Source organism: uncultured Flavobacterium sp., from assembly GCF_951805225.1.
In the GTDB taxonomy this organism is placed as follows: domain Bacteria; phylum Bacteroidota; class Bacteroidia; order Flavobacteriales; family Flavobacteriaceae; genus Flavobacterium.
This window is the reverse complement of the sequence record NZ_OX638201.1, coordinates 4296772-4312765: the sequence shown is the minus strand read 5'-3', so window position 1 is coordinate 4312765 and position 15994 is coordinate 4296772. Positions and strand designations below refer to the sequence as shown.

The window sequence follows — 15994 nt, the reverse complement described above, 5'->3', positions numbered from 1 at the left end:
AATGAAAAGAAATCTAATCCTACTATTTATTTTGCTAAGTCTAATCAATGTCAAATTGTTTGGACAAAATACTAATGCTGAAAACCGAATCATAAAAGTAGATTTCAAGAAAACTTCAGGAGCATTAAACACAATGTTCAAAGAATGTGTTGGCGCCGGAAGAGCAAATGAAGGTTTACGCGCCGATTGGCAACAACAATTGGCAATGACCAAAAAAGAATGTGATTTTAAATACATTAGAATACACGGTTTATTGTCTGATGATATGGCGGTTTATCGCGAAGATTCAAAAGGAAATCCAGAATATAATTACCAATATATTGATGCTTTGTATGATTTTTTAATCAGCATAAAAATGAAACCTTTTGTCGAATTAGGTTTTATGCCATCAGCTTTGGCAAGTGGAAATCAGACTATTTTTTGGTGGAAAGGAAATGTTACACCTCCGAAAGATTATAAAAAATGGGAAGATTTAGTTCGAAATTTAACCCAACATTTTACAGAACGTTACGGAGCTGAAGAAGTGAAAACATGGTATTTTGAAGTTTGGAACGAACCAAATTTATCTCCGGGTTTTTGGACAGGAAGTCAACAAGAATATTTCAAATTATATGAATACGCAGCTCGCGGAATCAAAAGTGTAAATCCAGCCTATAAAGTTGGCGGACCAGCAACTGCGGGAGCAGCTTGGGTTCCGGAAACAATTGATTTTTGTGCTAAAAATAATGTTCCGTTAGATTTTATTTCGACACATACTTACGGAGTAAAACAAGGATTTCTGGATGAATTTGGAACTTCGGGAACCGTTCTCAATAAAGAAGAATCGAGTATTAGCGGCGATGTTATAAATTCCCGTAAACAAATTTTAAATTCGGCTAAGCCAAATCTTGAATTGCATTATACCGAATGGAGTACATCATATACGCCCGCAGATCCTGTTCACGATAGTTATCATTCTGCAGCATATATTCTTCAAAAATTAAAACAAGTTGGCAACGCCGCAAACTCCATGTCATATTGGGTTTTCACCGATATTTTTGAAGAAGCAGGTCCAAGATTTACCCCTTTTCATGGAGGTTTTGGATTATTGAATACACAAGGAATTAAAAAACCGGCGTATTTCTCGTATTCTTTTTTGAATAAATTGGGAGAAACAGAACTTCAAAATAAAGACACTTCTTCGTGGGCAACTAAAAATTCAAAAGGAAATGTGCAGTTGTTATTTTGGGATTTTACGAATACACATCCCGGAGATTCTGTAAATAATCAAAGCTATTATATTCAAGATTTACCTTCGAAACCAAAAGGAACTGTAAAAATTGAACTTCAAGCTTTACAAAAAGGAAATTATAAGTTAGAAATCTACAAAGTTGGTTATAAAGTTAATGATGCTTACGCCGATTATTTAGCTTTGGGAAAACCAAGTCAGTTAACGCGCGAACAAGTAAATAAGATAAAAGAAAAAAATAACGGAACCTTGATTGCTACAGAAAAAGTAACCATTAACGGAAACGGAACTTTTAGCAAAGACTATAAAATCAATGAAAATGATGTAGTCTTATTCAATTTTGTAAAACAATAAACCTCTAAAAAGAACTATCAAAAACTAAAAATAAATTTATTAAGCATGAAAAACAAAATTATATACCTCTCAGTAGCATTGGCTTTTGCAGCGTTTACTTCTTGTAAAAAAGACGCTCAAAGTACAGTTTCTGATGCTGAAAATTCAGTTCAGAAAGAATATCAAGGAAAAGAAATAGGTTCAGAATACGACGCAGAAATCGACAAGTTGGTTTCTCAAATGACATTGGAAGAGAAAATTGGAATGTTGCACGGTAATAGTATGTTTACTTCCGGCGGCGTAAAACGTTTAGGAATTCCTGAATTAAAAATGGCCGACGGACCGTTAGGAGTTCGTGAGGAAATTTCGCGTGACAATTGGGCTCCGGCAGGATTAACAAATGATTTTGCAACGTATTATCCGGCAGGCGGAGGTTTGGCGGCAACCTGGAATGCTGAAATGGCCTATACTTTTGGAAATAGTGTTGGACAAGAATTACGTGCGCGTGACAAAGATATGTTGCTTTCGCCGGCAATTAATATGGTGAGAACTCCACTTGGCGGACGTACTTATGAATACATGTCTGAAGACCCGTTTTTGAATAAAAAAATTGCAGTGCCGTTAATTGTTGGATTACAAGACAATGATGTTATGGCTTGCGTAAAACATTTTGCCGCTAATAATCAGGAAACAAATCGTGATTTTGTAGACGTTCAAATTGACGAACGTACACTTCGTGAAATTTATTTACCGGCATTCGAAGCTTCGATAAAAGAAGCGCATGCATATGCAGTAATGGGCGCTTACAATAAGTTCAGAGGTGAATATTTATGTGAAAACGATTATATGCTAAATAAAATTCTTCGTGACGAATGGGGATTTAAAGGCGTTGTAGTTTCAGATTGGGCTGCGGTTCATTCTACAGTAAAATCTCTGGAAAGTGGTTTGGATATCGAAATGGGAACTCCAAAACCATTCAACGAATTTTTTCTTGCCGATAAATTAATTGTTGCTGCCAAAAACAAAGAAATTTCAGAAGCAGAATTAGACAAACATGTAAAAAGAATTTTACGCACTTTATTTCAGGTAAAAGCAATGGGAAGCCAAAGCAAAGACCGAGTAAAAGGAAGTATTTCGACAGAAGCACATTATCAGGACGCTTATAAAATTGCAACTGAAGACATCGTTTTACTGAAAAATGAAAACAATGCATTGCCATTAAAACTAGACGGAGTAAAATCTATTGCTGTAATTGGAAATAATGCAACGAAGAAAAATGCTCTTGGCGGATTTGGTGCAGGTGTAAAAACAAAAAGAGAAGTTACGCCACTTGAAGGTTTAAAAAACAGATTGCCATCATCGATAAAAATCAATTACGCCGAAGGATATTTAGAGCGTTACGATGTTAAAAACAAAGGAAAATTAGGAGATATAACTTTAAATGGTCCGGTAACAATCGATCAATTAGATCCTGCAAAAGTATTAGAAGCCGTAGAAGCAGCTAAAAAATCTGATGTTGCGATCATTTTTGCGGGTTCAAATCGTGATTATGAAACAGAAGCTTCAGACAGAAGAAACTTAAAATTACCATTTGGTCAGGAAGAATTAATTCAGAAAGTATTGGCCGTAAATCCAAGAACAATTGTAGTTATGATTGCCGGAGCGCCTTTTGATATTGATGCAGTAAGTAAAAAAACTTCGGCATTAGTGTGGAGTTGGTTTAATGGTTCAGAAGGAGGAAATGCTTTAGCCGATGTAATCCTTGGAAAAGTAAATCCGTCAGGAAAATTACCTTGGACAATGCCAAAAAACATTATGGATTCTCCTGCGCATGCAACAAACAGTTTCCCTGGAGGAAAAACAGTAAACTACGCCGAAGGAATTTTGATTGGATATCGTTGGTTTGACACTAAAAATATTGCACCATTATATCCTTTCGGATACGGATTATCATATACGACTTTTGCTTTTGATAATGCAAAATCTGATAAAACTTCATACGCACAAAACGAAACAATTTCAGTTTCTGTAGATGTTAAAAACACAGGAAAAGTTGATGGAAAAGAAGTAGTTCAATTATACACTTCAAAATCTGATTCAAAAATAACACGTGCAGCACAAGAACTAAAAGGATTCCAAAAAACATTAGTAAAAGCAGGAAGTTCAAATACAGTAACAATAAAAATTCCGGTAAAAGAATTAGCGTATTATGACGTAACGGCTAAAAAATGGACAATTGAGCCAGGAAAATACACGTTGAAATTAGGAAATTCTTCAAGAGATATCAAAAAAGAAATCTCAGTAACAATCAAGTAAAAAATTAAATAAAATGAAAAATTTTGTAAATAATTATCTGCTTACCACCATTTTATGTTTGTGTTTTTTTAGCCTTTTGGCCTGTAGTTCAGAAAAAGATACAGAAGATACAAAGACAATCGATAAACTACTGCTTGCAGATACAAGTAAAATTGATTTTGCCAATAAAGCGAGTGAAGCTATTGTAAAAATAACGGCTGAAGTAAAAACATGGACAATCGCCAGTTCCAATGCAAATTGGATACAATTAAGTCAGACAACAGGAGTTACAGGAACAGTTATAGTTAAAGTAACAGCTTCTGAAAATACAGCTGCCGAAGCAAGAACTGCTACTTTAACACTAAGTTCACCTGAAGCAGCATCAATTCAAATTTCAGTTTCGCAAGCAGGCGGAGCTCCAGTTGCAGGTTTGTATCCAAGTTATAATACAAATCCAATTGCTGCAGATAATTCCGGAATGTCAAGTTCTGCTGTAGAATTGGCGGCAAAAATAAAATTAGGATGGAACATTGGAAACACAATGGAAGCAACCGGAAGTGAAACTGCTTGGGGAAATCCAAAAGTTACAAAAGCATTGATCGATGCAGTTAAAGCAAGTGGATTTAATGCCATTAGAATTCCGTGTTCTTGGAATCAATATTTAGAAAATTCGGCTACAGCCAAAATTAAAACCGATTGGTTAAACAGAGTAAAAGAAGTTGTTCAGTATTGTGTAGACAATAATATGTACGTTGTCGTAAATATCCACTGGGACGGCGGATGGTTAGAAAACAATATTACCGAAGCTAAAAAAGTAGAAAACAATGCCAAACAAAAAGCATTTTGGGAACAAATTGCAACACATTTAAGAGGATTCGATGAGCATTTACTTTTTGCAAGTGCAAACGAACCAGCAGTTGAAGATGCGACACAAATGGCAGTTTTAACGTCATATCACCAAACATTTATCGATGCTGTTCGTTCGACTGGAGGTAAAAATGCCTACAGAACATTAGTAGTTCAGGGACCAACAACAGATATCGAAAAAACAAATAAATTAATGACCACTTTGCCTACAGATTCAGCAACAAACCGTATGATGGTCGAAGTACATTATTATGCTCCGTGGAATTTTGCAGGTTTAACCAAAGACGAATCATGGGGAAAAATGTTCTATTACTGGGGCGCAAATTATCATTCGGCAACAGATCTTGATCGAAACCCAACTTATGGAGAAGAAGCTGATTTAGAGAAAAACTTCAAATTAATGAAAACCCAATTTGTCGATAAAGGAATTCCAGTTTTGTTAGGAGAGTTTGGAGCAATTCGTCGTACAAGTTTAACCGGAGATGCGTTAACGTTACATTTAAACTCAAGAGCTTATTATTTAAAAACGGTCGTAAAACAAGCCAAAGCAAATGGTTTATTGCCTTTTTATTGGGATGAAGGAAGTCTTGGTGACAACAGTTTTGGAATCATAAACAGAACCAATAATACTGTTTCCGATACACAAGCATTGAATGCAATGATCGAAGGATTACAGTAAAAATAATGAATTTACCATATAAGTGATATAAGAAAATATAAGTACAGAATATACGTAACGCTTATATTAACTTATATCACTTATATGGTTTAAACAACAAACACAATGAAAAAAATAATCTTTCTTTTTTTACTATTCGGTAGCATTGCAAACGCAAATGTCAAAATGCCTTTGTTGTTTTCTGACGGAATGGTTTTACAGCGCAACAAAGAAATTCCGGTTTGGGGTTGGGCTGATGCCAATGAAAAAGTAGAAGTTCATTTTAACAAACAAATCAAAACGGTTCAAGCCGATAAAAATGGAAAATGGATGCTTAAACTTTCTGCCGAAAAAGCGGGTGGACCATTTGAACTGATTATTATCGGAAAAAATAAAATTATCATAAAAGATGTTTTGGTTGGTGAAGTCTGGATTTGCAGCGGACAATCAAACATGGAATTTCAGATGTATAAAAACTTGAATTCCGAAAAAGAAATAGCTGATGCCGATTATCCAATGATTCGTCATTTTGGCGTTGCACAAGATTTAAGCGGATTACCAAAAGAAGATTTAAAAGCAGGAAAATGGTTAGTTGCCAACAAAGAAAACGTTCGTGATTTTACAGCGGTAGGTTTCTTTTTTGCCAAGAAATTATATGGCGAATTAAAAATTCCAATTGGTATAATCAACACATCTTGGGGCGGAACCTGTGTCGAAACCTGGACAAGTCGTGAAGCATTTCAAAAAAGTGATGATTTCAAAACAATGATTGCCGATGTTCCAACTTTGAATATGGATTCTATTTCGAAATTATACGCTTTAAGAATGCGTGAAAGAGTTGAAAAAATTCAGGGAACAGAAGTAACTACGGCAAATGAAACTACTTTTAAAGAAACTGAGTTTAATGATAAAAGTTGGGGAGAATTAAATACGCCAAGTTTATGGGAAAATCAGCCTTTAGGAGATTTAGACGGAGTAGTTTGGATGCGAAAAACGATAACACTTTCAGCAGAAGACATTAAAAACAAAGCAACTTTAAGTCTTGCCAAAATCGATGATGAAGACATTACTTATATCAACGGAATCGAAGTTGGTAAAAATACCCAATGGGATGCAAAACGTGTTTATGAAATTCCCGCAAATGTATTAAAAGAAGGAACAAATGTTATTGCCGTAAGAATTGTAGACAATAGCGGCGGCGGCGGAATCTATGGCGATTCAGCAGATTTAAAATTAACTTTAGGAAGCAAAATTATTCCGCTTGACGGAAAATGGAAATACAAAGTTATCGTTGTAAAAACGTCATTATCGCCAAATAGCTATCCGTCATTATTATACAATGCAATGGTAAATCCGTTGATTCCGTATGCGATCGAAGGCGTTTTATGGTATCAGGGAGAAGCCAATGTTTGGAGAGCAAAAGAGTATAAAAAAGCATTTCCGTTGATGATTACAGATTGGCGAACAAAATGGGAACAAGGTAATTTTCCATTCTATTTTGTACAATTATCGACTTTCAATGAGTTCAATGGAAATAGTAAAACAGGAAGTCGTTGGGCAGAACTTCGCGAAGCACAACTTGAAACATTAAAATTACCAAACACCGGAATGGCGGTTACTACAGATATCGGAAATGCAAAAGACATACATCCAACCAATAAAAAAGATGTTGGCTTGCGTTTGGCGGCAATCGCGCTGAATAATGTTTACGGCAAAAAACAAGTTTATAGCGGACCAACTTTTAAATCTCAGGAAATAAAAGGAAACCAAATCATTCTTACTTTCGAAAATATTGGTTCAGGATTATCAAGTTCAGATAATACAGAAAACGTAAAAGGATTCGAAATTGCTGGCGCTGACAAAGTTTTTCATTCTGCGAAAGCGATAATAAAAGACAACAAAATAATCGTTTCAAGTAGCGAAGTAAAAAATCCAATTGCCGTTCATTACGGTTGGGCAGACGACGATACCGAAATCAATCTTTACAACAAAGAAAAATTTCCTGCGTCGCCTTTCAGAACAGATAATTGGGAAATGATTACGGCAAATGAAATTTACAAAGTCAGTAAATAATTAATTATGAAAAAGATACTTTTCTTATTGGCAGGAATAATTTCGCTTACGCTAAATGCGCAACAACAAAAAGCAAAAGTTGGTACTGACTCGTATCAAAATCCAATATTTGCTGGCGATTATCCTGATCCGTCAATTATTAGAGACGGCGAAGATTATTATATTGTACATTCTTCCTTTAATTATTATCCCGGATTATTGATCTGGACTTCAAAAGATTTGGTAAACTGGAAACCCGTAACACATGCACTTAAAAAAAGTGTTGGTTCAGTTTGGGCCCCGGATTTAGTAAAATTCAACAATAGATTTTATATCTATTTTCCGGCAAATGAAACCAATTATGTAGTATCGGCAGACAATATCAACGGACCTTGGAGTGATCCCGTAGATTTAAAAATTGGGAATATCGATCCGGGACATTTCACAGACGAAAAAGGCAATCGATATTTATACTTTAGCAATGGCGATTATGTTCCATTGTCAAAAGACGGACTTTCAGTTTCCGGCGCAAGCAAACATGTTTATGACGGCTGGAAAATTCCATCAGAATGGTCGATTGAATGTTTTTGTATGGAAGGTCCAAAAGTCCTAAAACGTGGAAATTATTATTATTTAACCGTTGCCGAAGGTGGAACCGCTGGTCCCGCAACAAGTCATATGGTTATTTCGGCAAGATCAAAATCGCCATTAGGACCTTGGGAAAATTCGCCATACAATCCAATTTTAAGAACCAATGACAGTTCAGAAAAATGGTGGTCAAAAGGACACGCAACATTAATCGACGATGTAAACGGAAAATGGTGGATGGTTTTTCACGGTTACGAAAACGGCTATTACAACATGGGACGCCAAACGCTTTTGCAACCTGTAGAATGGACAAACGACGGTTGGTTTAAAAGTCCTGAAAATATAAAAACCGACGAACCAATAAAAAAACCGACAGGAAAAGAGACTAAAAGTAATTTTACACTTTCAGATACTTTTTCAGGATCAGAATTGCAACCACAATGGCAGTTTTTTGACCATTATGACGATCAAAGATTTAAGTTAACTCCAAATGGGATTCAAATAAAAGCAAAAGGAAATTCCATTGGCAATAGTTCTCCGCTTTTATGTACGCCTTCAGATCATTCTTATACGGCTCAAGTTGAGGTCGAAATAGAAGGAAATGCCACAGCAGGACTTATTCTTTTTTATGACAATAAATTGTACACAGGAATTGCCGCTGATAAAGAAAATGTTTTAGCCATATTGCGATCATGGCAGTTTCCTACTCAAAAAGGCATAAACAAAACCCATTTATTGTTGCGTCTCGAAAAGAAAGAACAACTCGTAAATATGTTTTACAGCCTTGACGGAAAAGACTGGATCAAGATCGAAAATTCAGCCGAAGTTTCATCGTTTAATCACAATGTATTAAGCGGTTTTATGAGCCTTCGATTAGGACTTTCTTCCGTTGGAGAAGGTCAGGTTACGTTCAAAAATTTCGTTTATAAACCGACGAATTAAGTTCTAAAGAATTATATTTAGAATCAAAAAAATAATATTAGCGATGATCATTAGGGCGTGACCGTATTTACAAAAGGCGCTATTTAACAAACCGCTTATGCGCGCCTTTCGCAAATACGGTCGGGCTATACACGCTACTTCGGTAGCCAGCTTCTATCCCTCACGCGGAAAAAAATAAGATGATCCTGAGCCCAAAGCTCTTAAAAGTTCAAGAGGAACGAACCATATTGTAGCAACGGATTTTAATCCGTTTATAAAATGAATATTCCAAAGTTGTTCCGTTAGGAACAATTCATAGGTAACAACGGATGAAATCCGTTGATAAGAAATGAATATTCCAAAAGTTGTTCCGTTAGGAACAATTCATAGTTAACAACGGATGAAATCCGTTAATAAGAAATGAATATTCCAAAAGTTGTTCCGTTAGGAACAATTCATCGGTACAAAGAAACAATACGTCTAATAATGTTCCGTAGGAACATCTGAACGAACATTAAAACGCCACAAAAAATGAATCAAAACCTCAAAAAAGCATTTTTCATTTTACTATTTACCTCTTTCTGCCTAAATATGACCGCTCAATCCAGTCATGTTTTATGGTATAATAAACCGGCAGATTTTTTTGAAGAAAGTTTAGTTTTAGGAAACGGAAAAATGGGAGCAACTGTTTTTGGCGGAGTCAACACAGATAAAATTTATCTGAATGACATTACGCTTTGGTCGGGAGAACCTGTAAACGCAAACATGAATCCCGAAGCGTACAAAAATATTCCTGCAATTCGCCAAGCACTTAAAAACGAAGATTACAAACTTGCCGACGAATTAAATAAAAAAATTGAAGGGAAAAATTCGGAAAAATATGCACCATTAGGAACACTTGAAATCAATAATCACACAAAAGGAAATGTTTCAAATTATTACAGAGAACTGGATATTTCGAATGCAATTTCAAAAGTAAGTTATGAGATTGATGGTGTAAAATATACTCGGGAATATTTTGTTTCGGCGCCAGACCAAATCATGGTTTTTAAATTGACTTGCAGTAAAAAAGGAGGTTTAAATTTTGATATTAATTCAAGCAGTTTGTTAAAAGTAAAAGTTGAAACAGACAATAATGTGCTTGCGATGAATGGTTCTGCTCCAATTCTTGAACAACCTAATTATCTTGGTTCACAAGCATATCTTTCAGTTAAAAATTGGAAAGATTTAGAAGAAAACGGCGCAGGAACTCGATTTACAACTTTGATAAAAATCAAAAATACAGATGGACAAGTAATAAATACAAAAAACGGCTTAATTGTAAAAGACGCAACCGAAGCTATAATTTTTGTTTCGATAGCAACAAGTTTCAATGGTTTTGATAAGCAACCTGCACTTTCGGGATTAAATAATAAAGAAATTGCAGCAAAGAATTTAGATAAAGCATTTTCGAAGACATTCGATAAATTAAAAGAAAGTCATACAAAAGATTATCAAAAATTCTACAATCGTGTTTCATTAGATTTAGGAAAAACAACGGCGCCAGATTTACCAACAGATGAACGTTTATTAAGATATTCGGACGGAAAAGAAGATAAAAACTTAGAAATTCTCTATTTCAACTACGGACGTTATTTGCTAATAAGCAGTTCGAGAACTTTGGGCGTTCCGGCAAACTTACAAGGAATTTGGAATCCGTATTTAAACCCACCATGGAGCAGTAATTATACGATGAACATCAATCTGGAAGAAAATTATTGGCTTGCCGAAAATACCAATCTTTCAGAAATGCACGTACCACTTTTGAGTTTTATCAAAAACCTTTCGGTAACCGGAAAAATCACCGCAAAGACTTTTTATGGTGTAAATGAAGGTTGGGCTTCGGCACATAATTCTGATATTTGGGCAATGACAAATCCAGTTGGGCAATTTGGAAAAGAAGATCCAAGTTGGGCTTGCTGGCCATTATCAGGCGCTTGGTTAAGTACACATATTTGGGAACATTACGTTTTTACGCAAGACAAAAAATATCTAAAGAACGAAGGATATCCAATTATGAAAGGCGCTTCACAATTCTTTTTAGGATGGATGATTACGGATAAAAACGGAAATTTAATTACGTCGCCTTCCACTTCGCCGGAGAATAAATATATCGCGCCAGACGGTTTTATTGGAGCAACAATGTATGGTGGAACCGCAGATTTGGCAATGATCAGAGAATGTTTTGAAAAGACAATCAAAGCGTCAGAAGTTTTAAATATTGATTCCGATTTCAGAGCAAAATTAGAAAAAGCACTTTCTAAATTTCATCCGTATCAAATTGGTAAAAAAGGAAATTTGCAAGAATGGTATTTTGATTGGAATGACGAAGAACCGCAACATCGTCATCAATCACATTTATTTGGACTTTTTCCCGGCGATCATATTACGCCATTAAAAACGCCGGATTTAGCCGAAGCTGCAAAACAAACTTTAGAAATAAAAGGCGATGAAACAACTGGTTGGTCAAAAGGCTGGAGAATTAATCTTTGGGCAAGACTTTGGGATGGAAATCGTGCTTATAAAATGTACAGAGAATTACTTAGATATGTAGATCCTGACGGAAAGAAAACCGAGAAACCAAGAAGAGGCGGAGGAACTTATCCGAATTTATTCGACGCACATCCTCCATTTCAAATTGATGGAAACTTTGGTGGAGCCGCAGCCGTTGCTGAAATGTTAGTACAATCTGATGAAAATGAAATCCGACTTTTACCAGCTTTACCAGACGCTTGGGAAACCGGATCGATAAAAGGAATCTGTGCTCGAGGCGGATTTGAAATCGCCATGAATTGGGAAAATAAAAAGTTGCAGAAAACGACAATTTCTTCTAAAATTGGAGGAAAAACAACTTTGATTTTCGGAGATAAAAAACAAACTATCACTTTAAAAAAAGGAGAAAGTCAAGAAATAAACTGGTAAAAGAATTCTGAGCACAATCATTGTTAAACCCGACAGGTTTTTAAAACCTGTCGGGTTTACTGCTTTTGAAAATGATTGTCGTCCGATTTACTACTTTAAATAAAGATTTAATTCAATTTTAAATTATAACCCAATTGCAAATAAAACGGAATCAACGGTTCTGTTTTAAAATCCTGGGTAATTACTTTTCCTAAACGTAGTGTAATATCGCTTCGATTAAAAGAATATCCGCCCTGTAAACCATAATTAATATTGCCGCCGGTTGTAGGTTCGTACCAGCCATCATGTACATCAGGATAAGCCTCTTTATAAATATCCGAGTTTTTAAAATGAGTTACAATAGCTTTGTCGAAACCAAATTCTCCGGCAACGAACCATTTTGGTTTATAATATCCGATAATTGCCGTTGCATCGGCGCCAAAGTTTTGCAAAGTGACTAACGGATTTTCGTATCGGCGATAAATTCCATGAACAGAAGCGATAAAACGAAAATGATTGATTTGATAAAGATTGATTTGTCCGCCGATTTTGGTTTTAAAATCATCAAGAACATTTTCGCCTGACGGAAGAGAAAATGAAGCTTCAACAATAATTGGAAGTTTAGTTTTTAGATGATAACCATAGCCAAGTCCGAAAACAAAACTATATTCCCAGCCGGTATTTATATTCAAAATGTGTTTTTGTTCTTCTTTAAGACTTTCCCAATTCGCGGTTTGAGAATAGCTTTTTGAGCTAAAAAGCGAGAAGATTAAGGTGACAATTAATAGTATTGCTTTCATCGCTTGGTTATTTTAAAGAGTTTAAATAATTCAAAACTGGCGGATGGACATTTTCCCATTTAAAATAAATCATTTCGTGTCCCGTTCCTTTTATTTCGGCTATAGCCGAATTTGGAAAAAAAGCCGCTTCTTTTTGTGCAAAAGACAAACCATAAGACTGATTTAATTCTCCGTATAGAAACAAAACGTTGATTTTATATTGGCTTAAGTTTGTTGTAAAATCAAAACCGTCATTTTCTGCGATATCGGTAAAACTTTCCAGAACCGTTGTTCCAATTCTCCAAAACGGCGATGGTCCGGGAATTCCTTCTTTGTTGCCTTTTGCATAAGAGAAACTCGTAGAAATACCGAATTTATAATCCAGAATTTCATGCTGATTTTCTTTGCCTGTCAAAAATTGATCTACGTATAATAAGTTGCTTGTTGCTTCAGAAAACAATTCGATTTTCCGACTCATTTCGCCATAATCGTCTAATAATTTTTTGTTGAGACCGCCCGGTTCTGCCAGAATAACACCGTTTATTAAAGTTGGATATTTATTAATGTAAGCCGTTGCCAACATTGCGCCCCAGGAATGCCCGAAAAGAAAGATTTTTTGTGTAGCCGATGTTCGATAATGTTTAATTACTTCGGTAAGATCGTCGAGAACTAATTGAATCGAATACGTGTTTTTGTCGTGTCTTTTAGACAATCCGGAACCTCTTTGATCGTAGAAAACTACAAAATAACCTTCGTTGGCAAGTTGTTGAACATTGAGTCCGTTTCTGTAATCTGAACCCGGACCACCGTGCAGAAAAACCAACATTGGATCATTTGGATTGCCAAAAGTTTGCGCATGTAATTGTGTTCCATTTACAAAAATAGAAGGTAATGTTGCATCTTGATCGACGGTTTTTGGAACTAAATTTCCAAGTTTGTTGATATCATTTTCTGTTTCACATCCAAAAAAAAGAAAAATAGAAAAGGCAACTGTAACGGATTGGAATAGTTTATTTTTCATTGCATAAATTTTTAAAATTTCTGCAAAGATGTGTTTCAAAGCACTGTCAGTCGCTCCAACTTGTAAGGTGGTTCTCTTTTAATCTGTTGAGTGTAATTTTTTAACACATAGAAACATAGTTTTTGTTTACTAATAAAAGGCGTTTCACTTAGTTAAAATACACATATCTATCTGTGTGAAAGAAATGTATTTCTTTTTGTCACCTTTTTTACACATAAAATCTATGTTTCTATGTGTTTAATGTTTTTTATGATATTAGCGAAGCAAACAGAAGAAGTAATTAGATCTAATGAGTTATTTTAAATATTCTGAAGGAGAAAGTCCTGTTGCTTTTTTAAAGTTTCGGTTAAAAGCGGTTTTCGAATTAAAACCACATTCAAAAGCAACAGAAAGAAAAGTGAATTTTTGATTTTCAGGAAGCCGAATAATTTTTTTAAACTCTTCGACGCGTTGAAAATTGATATAATCGTAAAAGTTTTTTTGCTCAGCAGAATTAATTACTTGCGAAAGCGTATTAGGATGAACGTTTATCTTTTGCGCCAATTCGGTTAGTGTTAAATCAGCATTTTTATAGAGTTTTTCATCTTGCATAATTTGAGTTAACTTTTGATGAATCGCTTGAAGTTCAGTCGGAGTTAATCCTGATTTTTCGTATTTTATTTTTTCTGATGAATCTTTAATCGAAGTTGTTTCTAAAGGTAAAGTTTCAATATTGTTGTTTTCAGAAATAGATTTGTTGGTGAAAATTCCAACTTGTTTGATTCCGAAATAACCAATGAAAATTAAATAAAAAACAACAACAGAAAAGATATACTGATCATCAAAAAAGATCACAACCAACCAGATAATGCTCGATCCAATGATTAAGTATCTGAGCCACGCAAGATTAATTTCTTCGGTAAAAGAAAACTGATTGTTGATGTTTTTGCGATGTTTTGAAAGTTTTTGAAGCGAAAGCAAAGCATAAATTATTCCCGAAAATAAAACCGCAGCGTACAAAATGGTAATTAAAACTTCGTAACCTTTTCCCTGATTATTGAAAATATTTATTTTTTCGTCGAAAGGCAAAGTATAAAACGGAAGCAATACTAAAATCGCAATTATAAAGGGAATAAAATGCAAGAGATTATACTTTTTATGCCGATTCTGATTGGTTAAAGTAGAAGTGTATAAAAACAAAAATGGTCCCTGAACCAATGGCATAGGAAGTTCTAAACCCAATAAAAAAGGAAAATCACTGTAGTCATTCTTAAAATGAAGGTAGAATAAAAACAAATGAAATCCGGTAAAAAATAGCCAAAGTGCCAGAATTTTATCGGCCTCGGTTTTGTTTTTTTTGCTTGCCAATATAAGAACCAGAAAAAAGGTAATTATAATGCCTGTTAAATACAACATACGGTTTTTGATTTTTAATTAAATCGGTTGTTGGAAATATTGGGCAAGATAATTTATTTTGTTCAATTATCTGAAAGTGAATTGTTTTCTGTGGTAAACAGCATATTAAACCCGACAGGTTTTAAAAACCTGTCGGGTTTGCTCGTAAGGAATGTTATTCGTCCTTTGTAGTTTCTTTTTCGGGAGTTTCTTTAGATTTCTCTTCGGAATCTTTAGCGCGACTTTCTTTAAATTCTTCGTACCATTTTTCGATAGAAGGATAAACGAAAGCAGCTACTTTTTTTACAGGATTATAAAAAATAGATTTATCTAAAGTTTCTTTTTTAGCGAAAGTTTCATTGAAGTTGATTTTTTCGAACAATGCAATAAAAATACTCAGAATTAAGATCGTTTTTAGGATTCTGAAAAAACCTCCACCAAGTTTATTTGCCCAACCCAGAAAAGCAAAATCGGCAATTCCGGTAAGGATTTTGGCTAGAAAATAAACACCAATTACCACCAAAATAAAAGTCAGAATAAAAGCGGTAACCTGAATCGTGTTTGGATTCCAGGAAACGTGCTTCATGATCATTTCTTTCATTAAAGACGAAAATTTAATCGCAATATAAATTCCCAACAATAACGAAATAAAGGAAGCAACTTCTACAAAAAGCCCGTTTTTAATTCCTTTATATAAACTAAAAGCTAAAAGTGCTCCAAAAAGCATGTCTAAAAAACTCATATTTTCTTTGGTTTTATTGAGGCGCAAATATATATCTTTTTTTGAGGTTCAGAGTTGTAAAGGTTCTAAGGTTCTGAGGTTTTTTTTGCCCGCGGATTGTACTGATTTAGCGGATTTACACTGATTTTATTTTTTGTTCTGTAATCATTGACTGTAAATCGCATAAAACTTTAATCAGCACGAATCTGTTAAAATC

At 34.8% G+C, this 15994-nt stretch carries 10 protein-coding genes; 6 read left to right on the top strand and 4 right to left on the bottom strand.

Annotated elements, in window-relative coordinates:
* Position 1: 1 nt before the first annotated feature.
* The 6 genes from WN975_RS18115 (at position 2) to WN975_RS18090 (ending at position 11903) form a co-directional block, all read left to right on the top strand.
* Entirely contained in the window at positions 2-1582 is a 1581-nt protein-coding gene (locus WN975_RS18115) for a glycoside hydrolase (RefSeq protein WP_337967715.1), read from the top strand.
* A gap of 45 nt (positions 1583-1627) precedes the next feature.
* Complete coding sequence (locus tag WN975_RS18110) at positions 1628-3877, top strand: glycoside hydrolase family 3 C-terminal domain-containing protein (protein ID WP_337967714.1); 2250 nt, start codon at positions 1628-1630, stop codon at positions 3875-3877.
* A 13-nt stretch (positions 3878-3890) separates the two neighbouring features.
* Positions 3891-5402: a cellulase family glycosylhydrolase gene (locus WN975_RS18105; RefSeq protein ID WP_337967713.1), complete on the top strand. Its 1512-nt coding sequence runs from the start codon at positions 3891-3893 to the stop codon at positions 5400-5402.
* A gap of 105 nt (positions 5403-5507) precedes the next feature.
* Positions 5508-7454 carry a sialate O-acetylesterase gene (locus tag WN975_RS18100; RefSeq protein WP_337967712.1) on the top strand — a complete coding sequence of 649 codons (1947 nt, stop codon included), beginning with the start codon at positions 5508-5510 and terminating at the stop codon, positions 7452-7454.
* A 6-nt stretch (positions 7455-7460) separates the two neighbouring features.
* A complete protein-coding gene (locus WN975_RS18095; RefSeq protein ID WP_337967711.1) occupies positions 7461-8963 on the top strand; it encodes a family 43 glycosylhydrolase in 1503 nt (500 codons plus the stop codon).
* 510 nt (positions 8964-9473) lie between these two features.
* Complete coding sequence (locus tag WN975_RS18090; RefSeq protein WP_337967710.1) at positions 9474-11903, top strand: glycoside hydrolase family 95 protein; 2430 nt, start codon at positions 9474-9476, stop codon at positions 11901-11903.
* 107 nt (positions 11904-12010) lie between these two features.
* Here WN975_RS18090 and WN975_RS18085 read toward each other — a convergent pair whose 3' ends face one another.
* The 4 genes from WN975_RS18085 to WN975_RS18070 form a co-directional block, all read right to left on the bottom strand.
* Entirely contained in the window at positions 12011-12682 is a 672-nt protein-coding gene (locus WN975_RS18085) for a hypothetical protein (protein WP_337967709.1), read from the bottom strand.
* Positions 12683-12689: 7 nt separating this feature from the next.
* Positions 12690-13682 (bottom strand): alpha/beta hydrolase, encoded by a 993-nt coding sequence (locus WN975_RS18080; protein ID WP_337967708.1) that lies wholly within the window; start codon positions 13680-13682, stop codon positions 12690-12692.
* 294 nt (positions 13683-13976) lie between these two features.
* Positions 13977-15077 (bottom strand): helix-turn-helix domain-containing protein, encoded by a 1101-nt coding sequence (locus tag WN975_RS18075; RefSeq protein WP_337967707.1) that lies wholly within the window; start codon positions 15075-15077, stop codon positions 13977-13979.
* Between the two features lie 154 nt (positions 15078-15231).
* Complete coding sequence (locus WN975_RS18070; RefSeq protein WP_337967706.1) at positions 15232-15798, bottom strand: CvpA family protein; 567 nt, start codon at positions 15796-15798, stop codon at positions 15232-15234.
* Between the last annotated feature and the right edge of the window lie 196 nt (positions 15799-15994).

Excerpts from the sequence above, each read along its gene's own strand:
- WN975_RS18115 (WP_337967715.1), top strand. The coding sequence starts at position 2 with ATGAAAAGAAATCTAATCCTACTATTTATTTTGCTAAGTCTAATCAAT.
- WN975_RS18110 (WP_337967714.1), top strand. The coding sequence starts at position 1,628 with ATGAAAAACAAAATTATATACCTCTCAGTAGCATTGGCTTTTGCAGCG.
- WN975_RS18105 (WP_337967713.1), top strand. The coding sequence starts at position 3,891 with ATGAAAAATTTTGTAAATAATTATCTGCTTACCACCATTTTATGTTTG.
- WN975_RS18100 (WP_337967712.1), top strand. The coding sequence starts at position 5,508 with ATGAAAAAAATAATCTTTCTTTTTTTACTATTCGGTAGCATTGCAAAC.
- WN975_RS18095 (WP_337967711.1), top strand. The coding sequence starts at position 7,461 with ATGAAAAAGATACTTTTCTTATTGGCAGGAATAATTTCGCTTACGCTA.
- WN975_RS18090 (WP_337967710.1), top strand. The coding sequence starts at position 9,474 with ATGAATCAAAACCTCAAAAAAGCATTTTTCATTTTACTATTTACCTCT.
- WN975_RS18085 (WP_337967709.1), bottom strand. The coding sequence starts at position 12,682 with ATGAAAGCAATACTATTAATTGTCACCTTAATCTTCTCGCTTTTTAGC.
- WN975_RS18080 (WP_337967708.1), bottom strand. The coding sequence starts at position 13,682 with ATGAAAAATAAACTATTCCAATCCGTTACAGTTGCCTTTTCTATTTTT.
- WN975_RS18075 (WP_337967707.1), bottom strand. The coding sequence starts at position 15,077 with ATGTTGTATTTAACAGGCATTATAATTACCTTTTTTCTGGTTCTTATA.
- WN975_RS18070 (WP_337967706.1), bottom strand. The coding sequence starts at position 15,798 with ATGAGTTTTTTAGACATGCTTTTTGGAGCACTTTTAGCTTTTAGTTTA.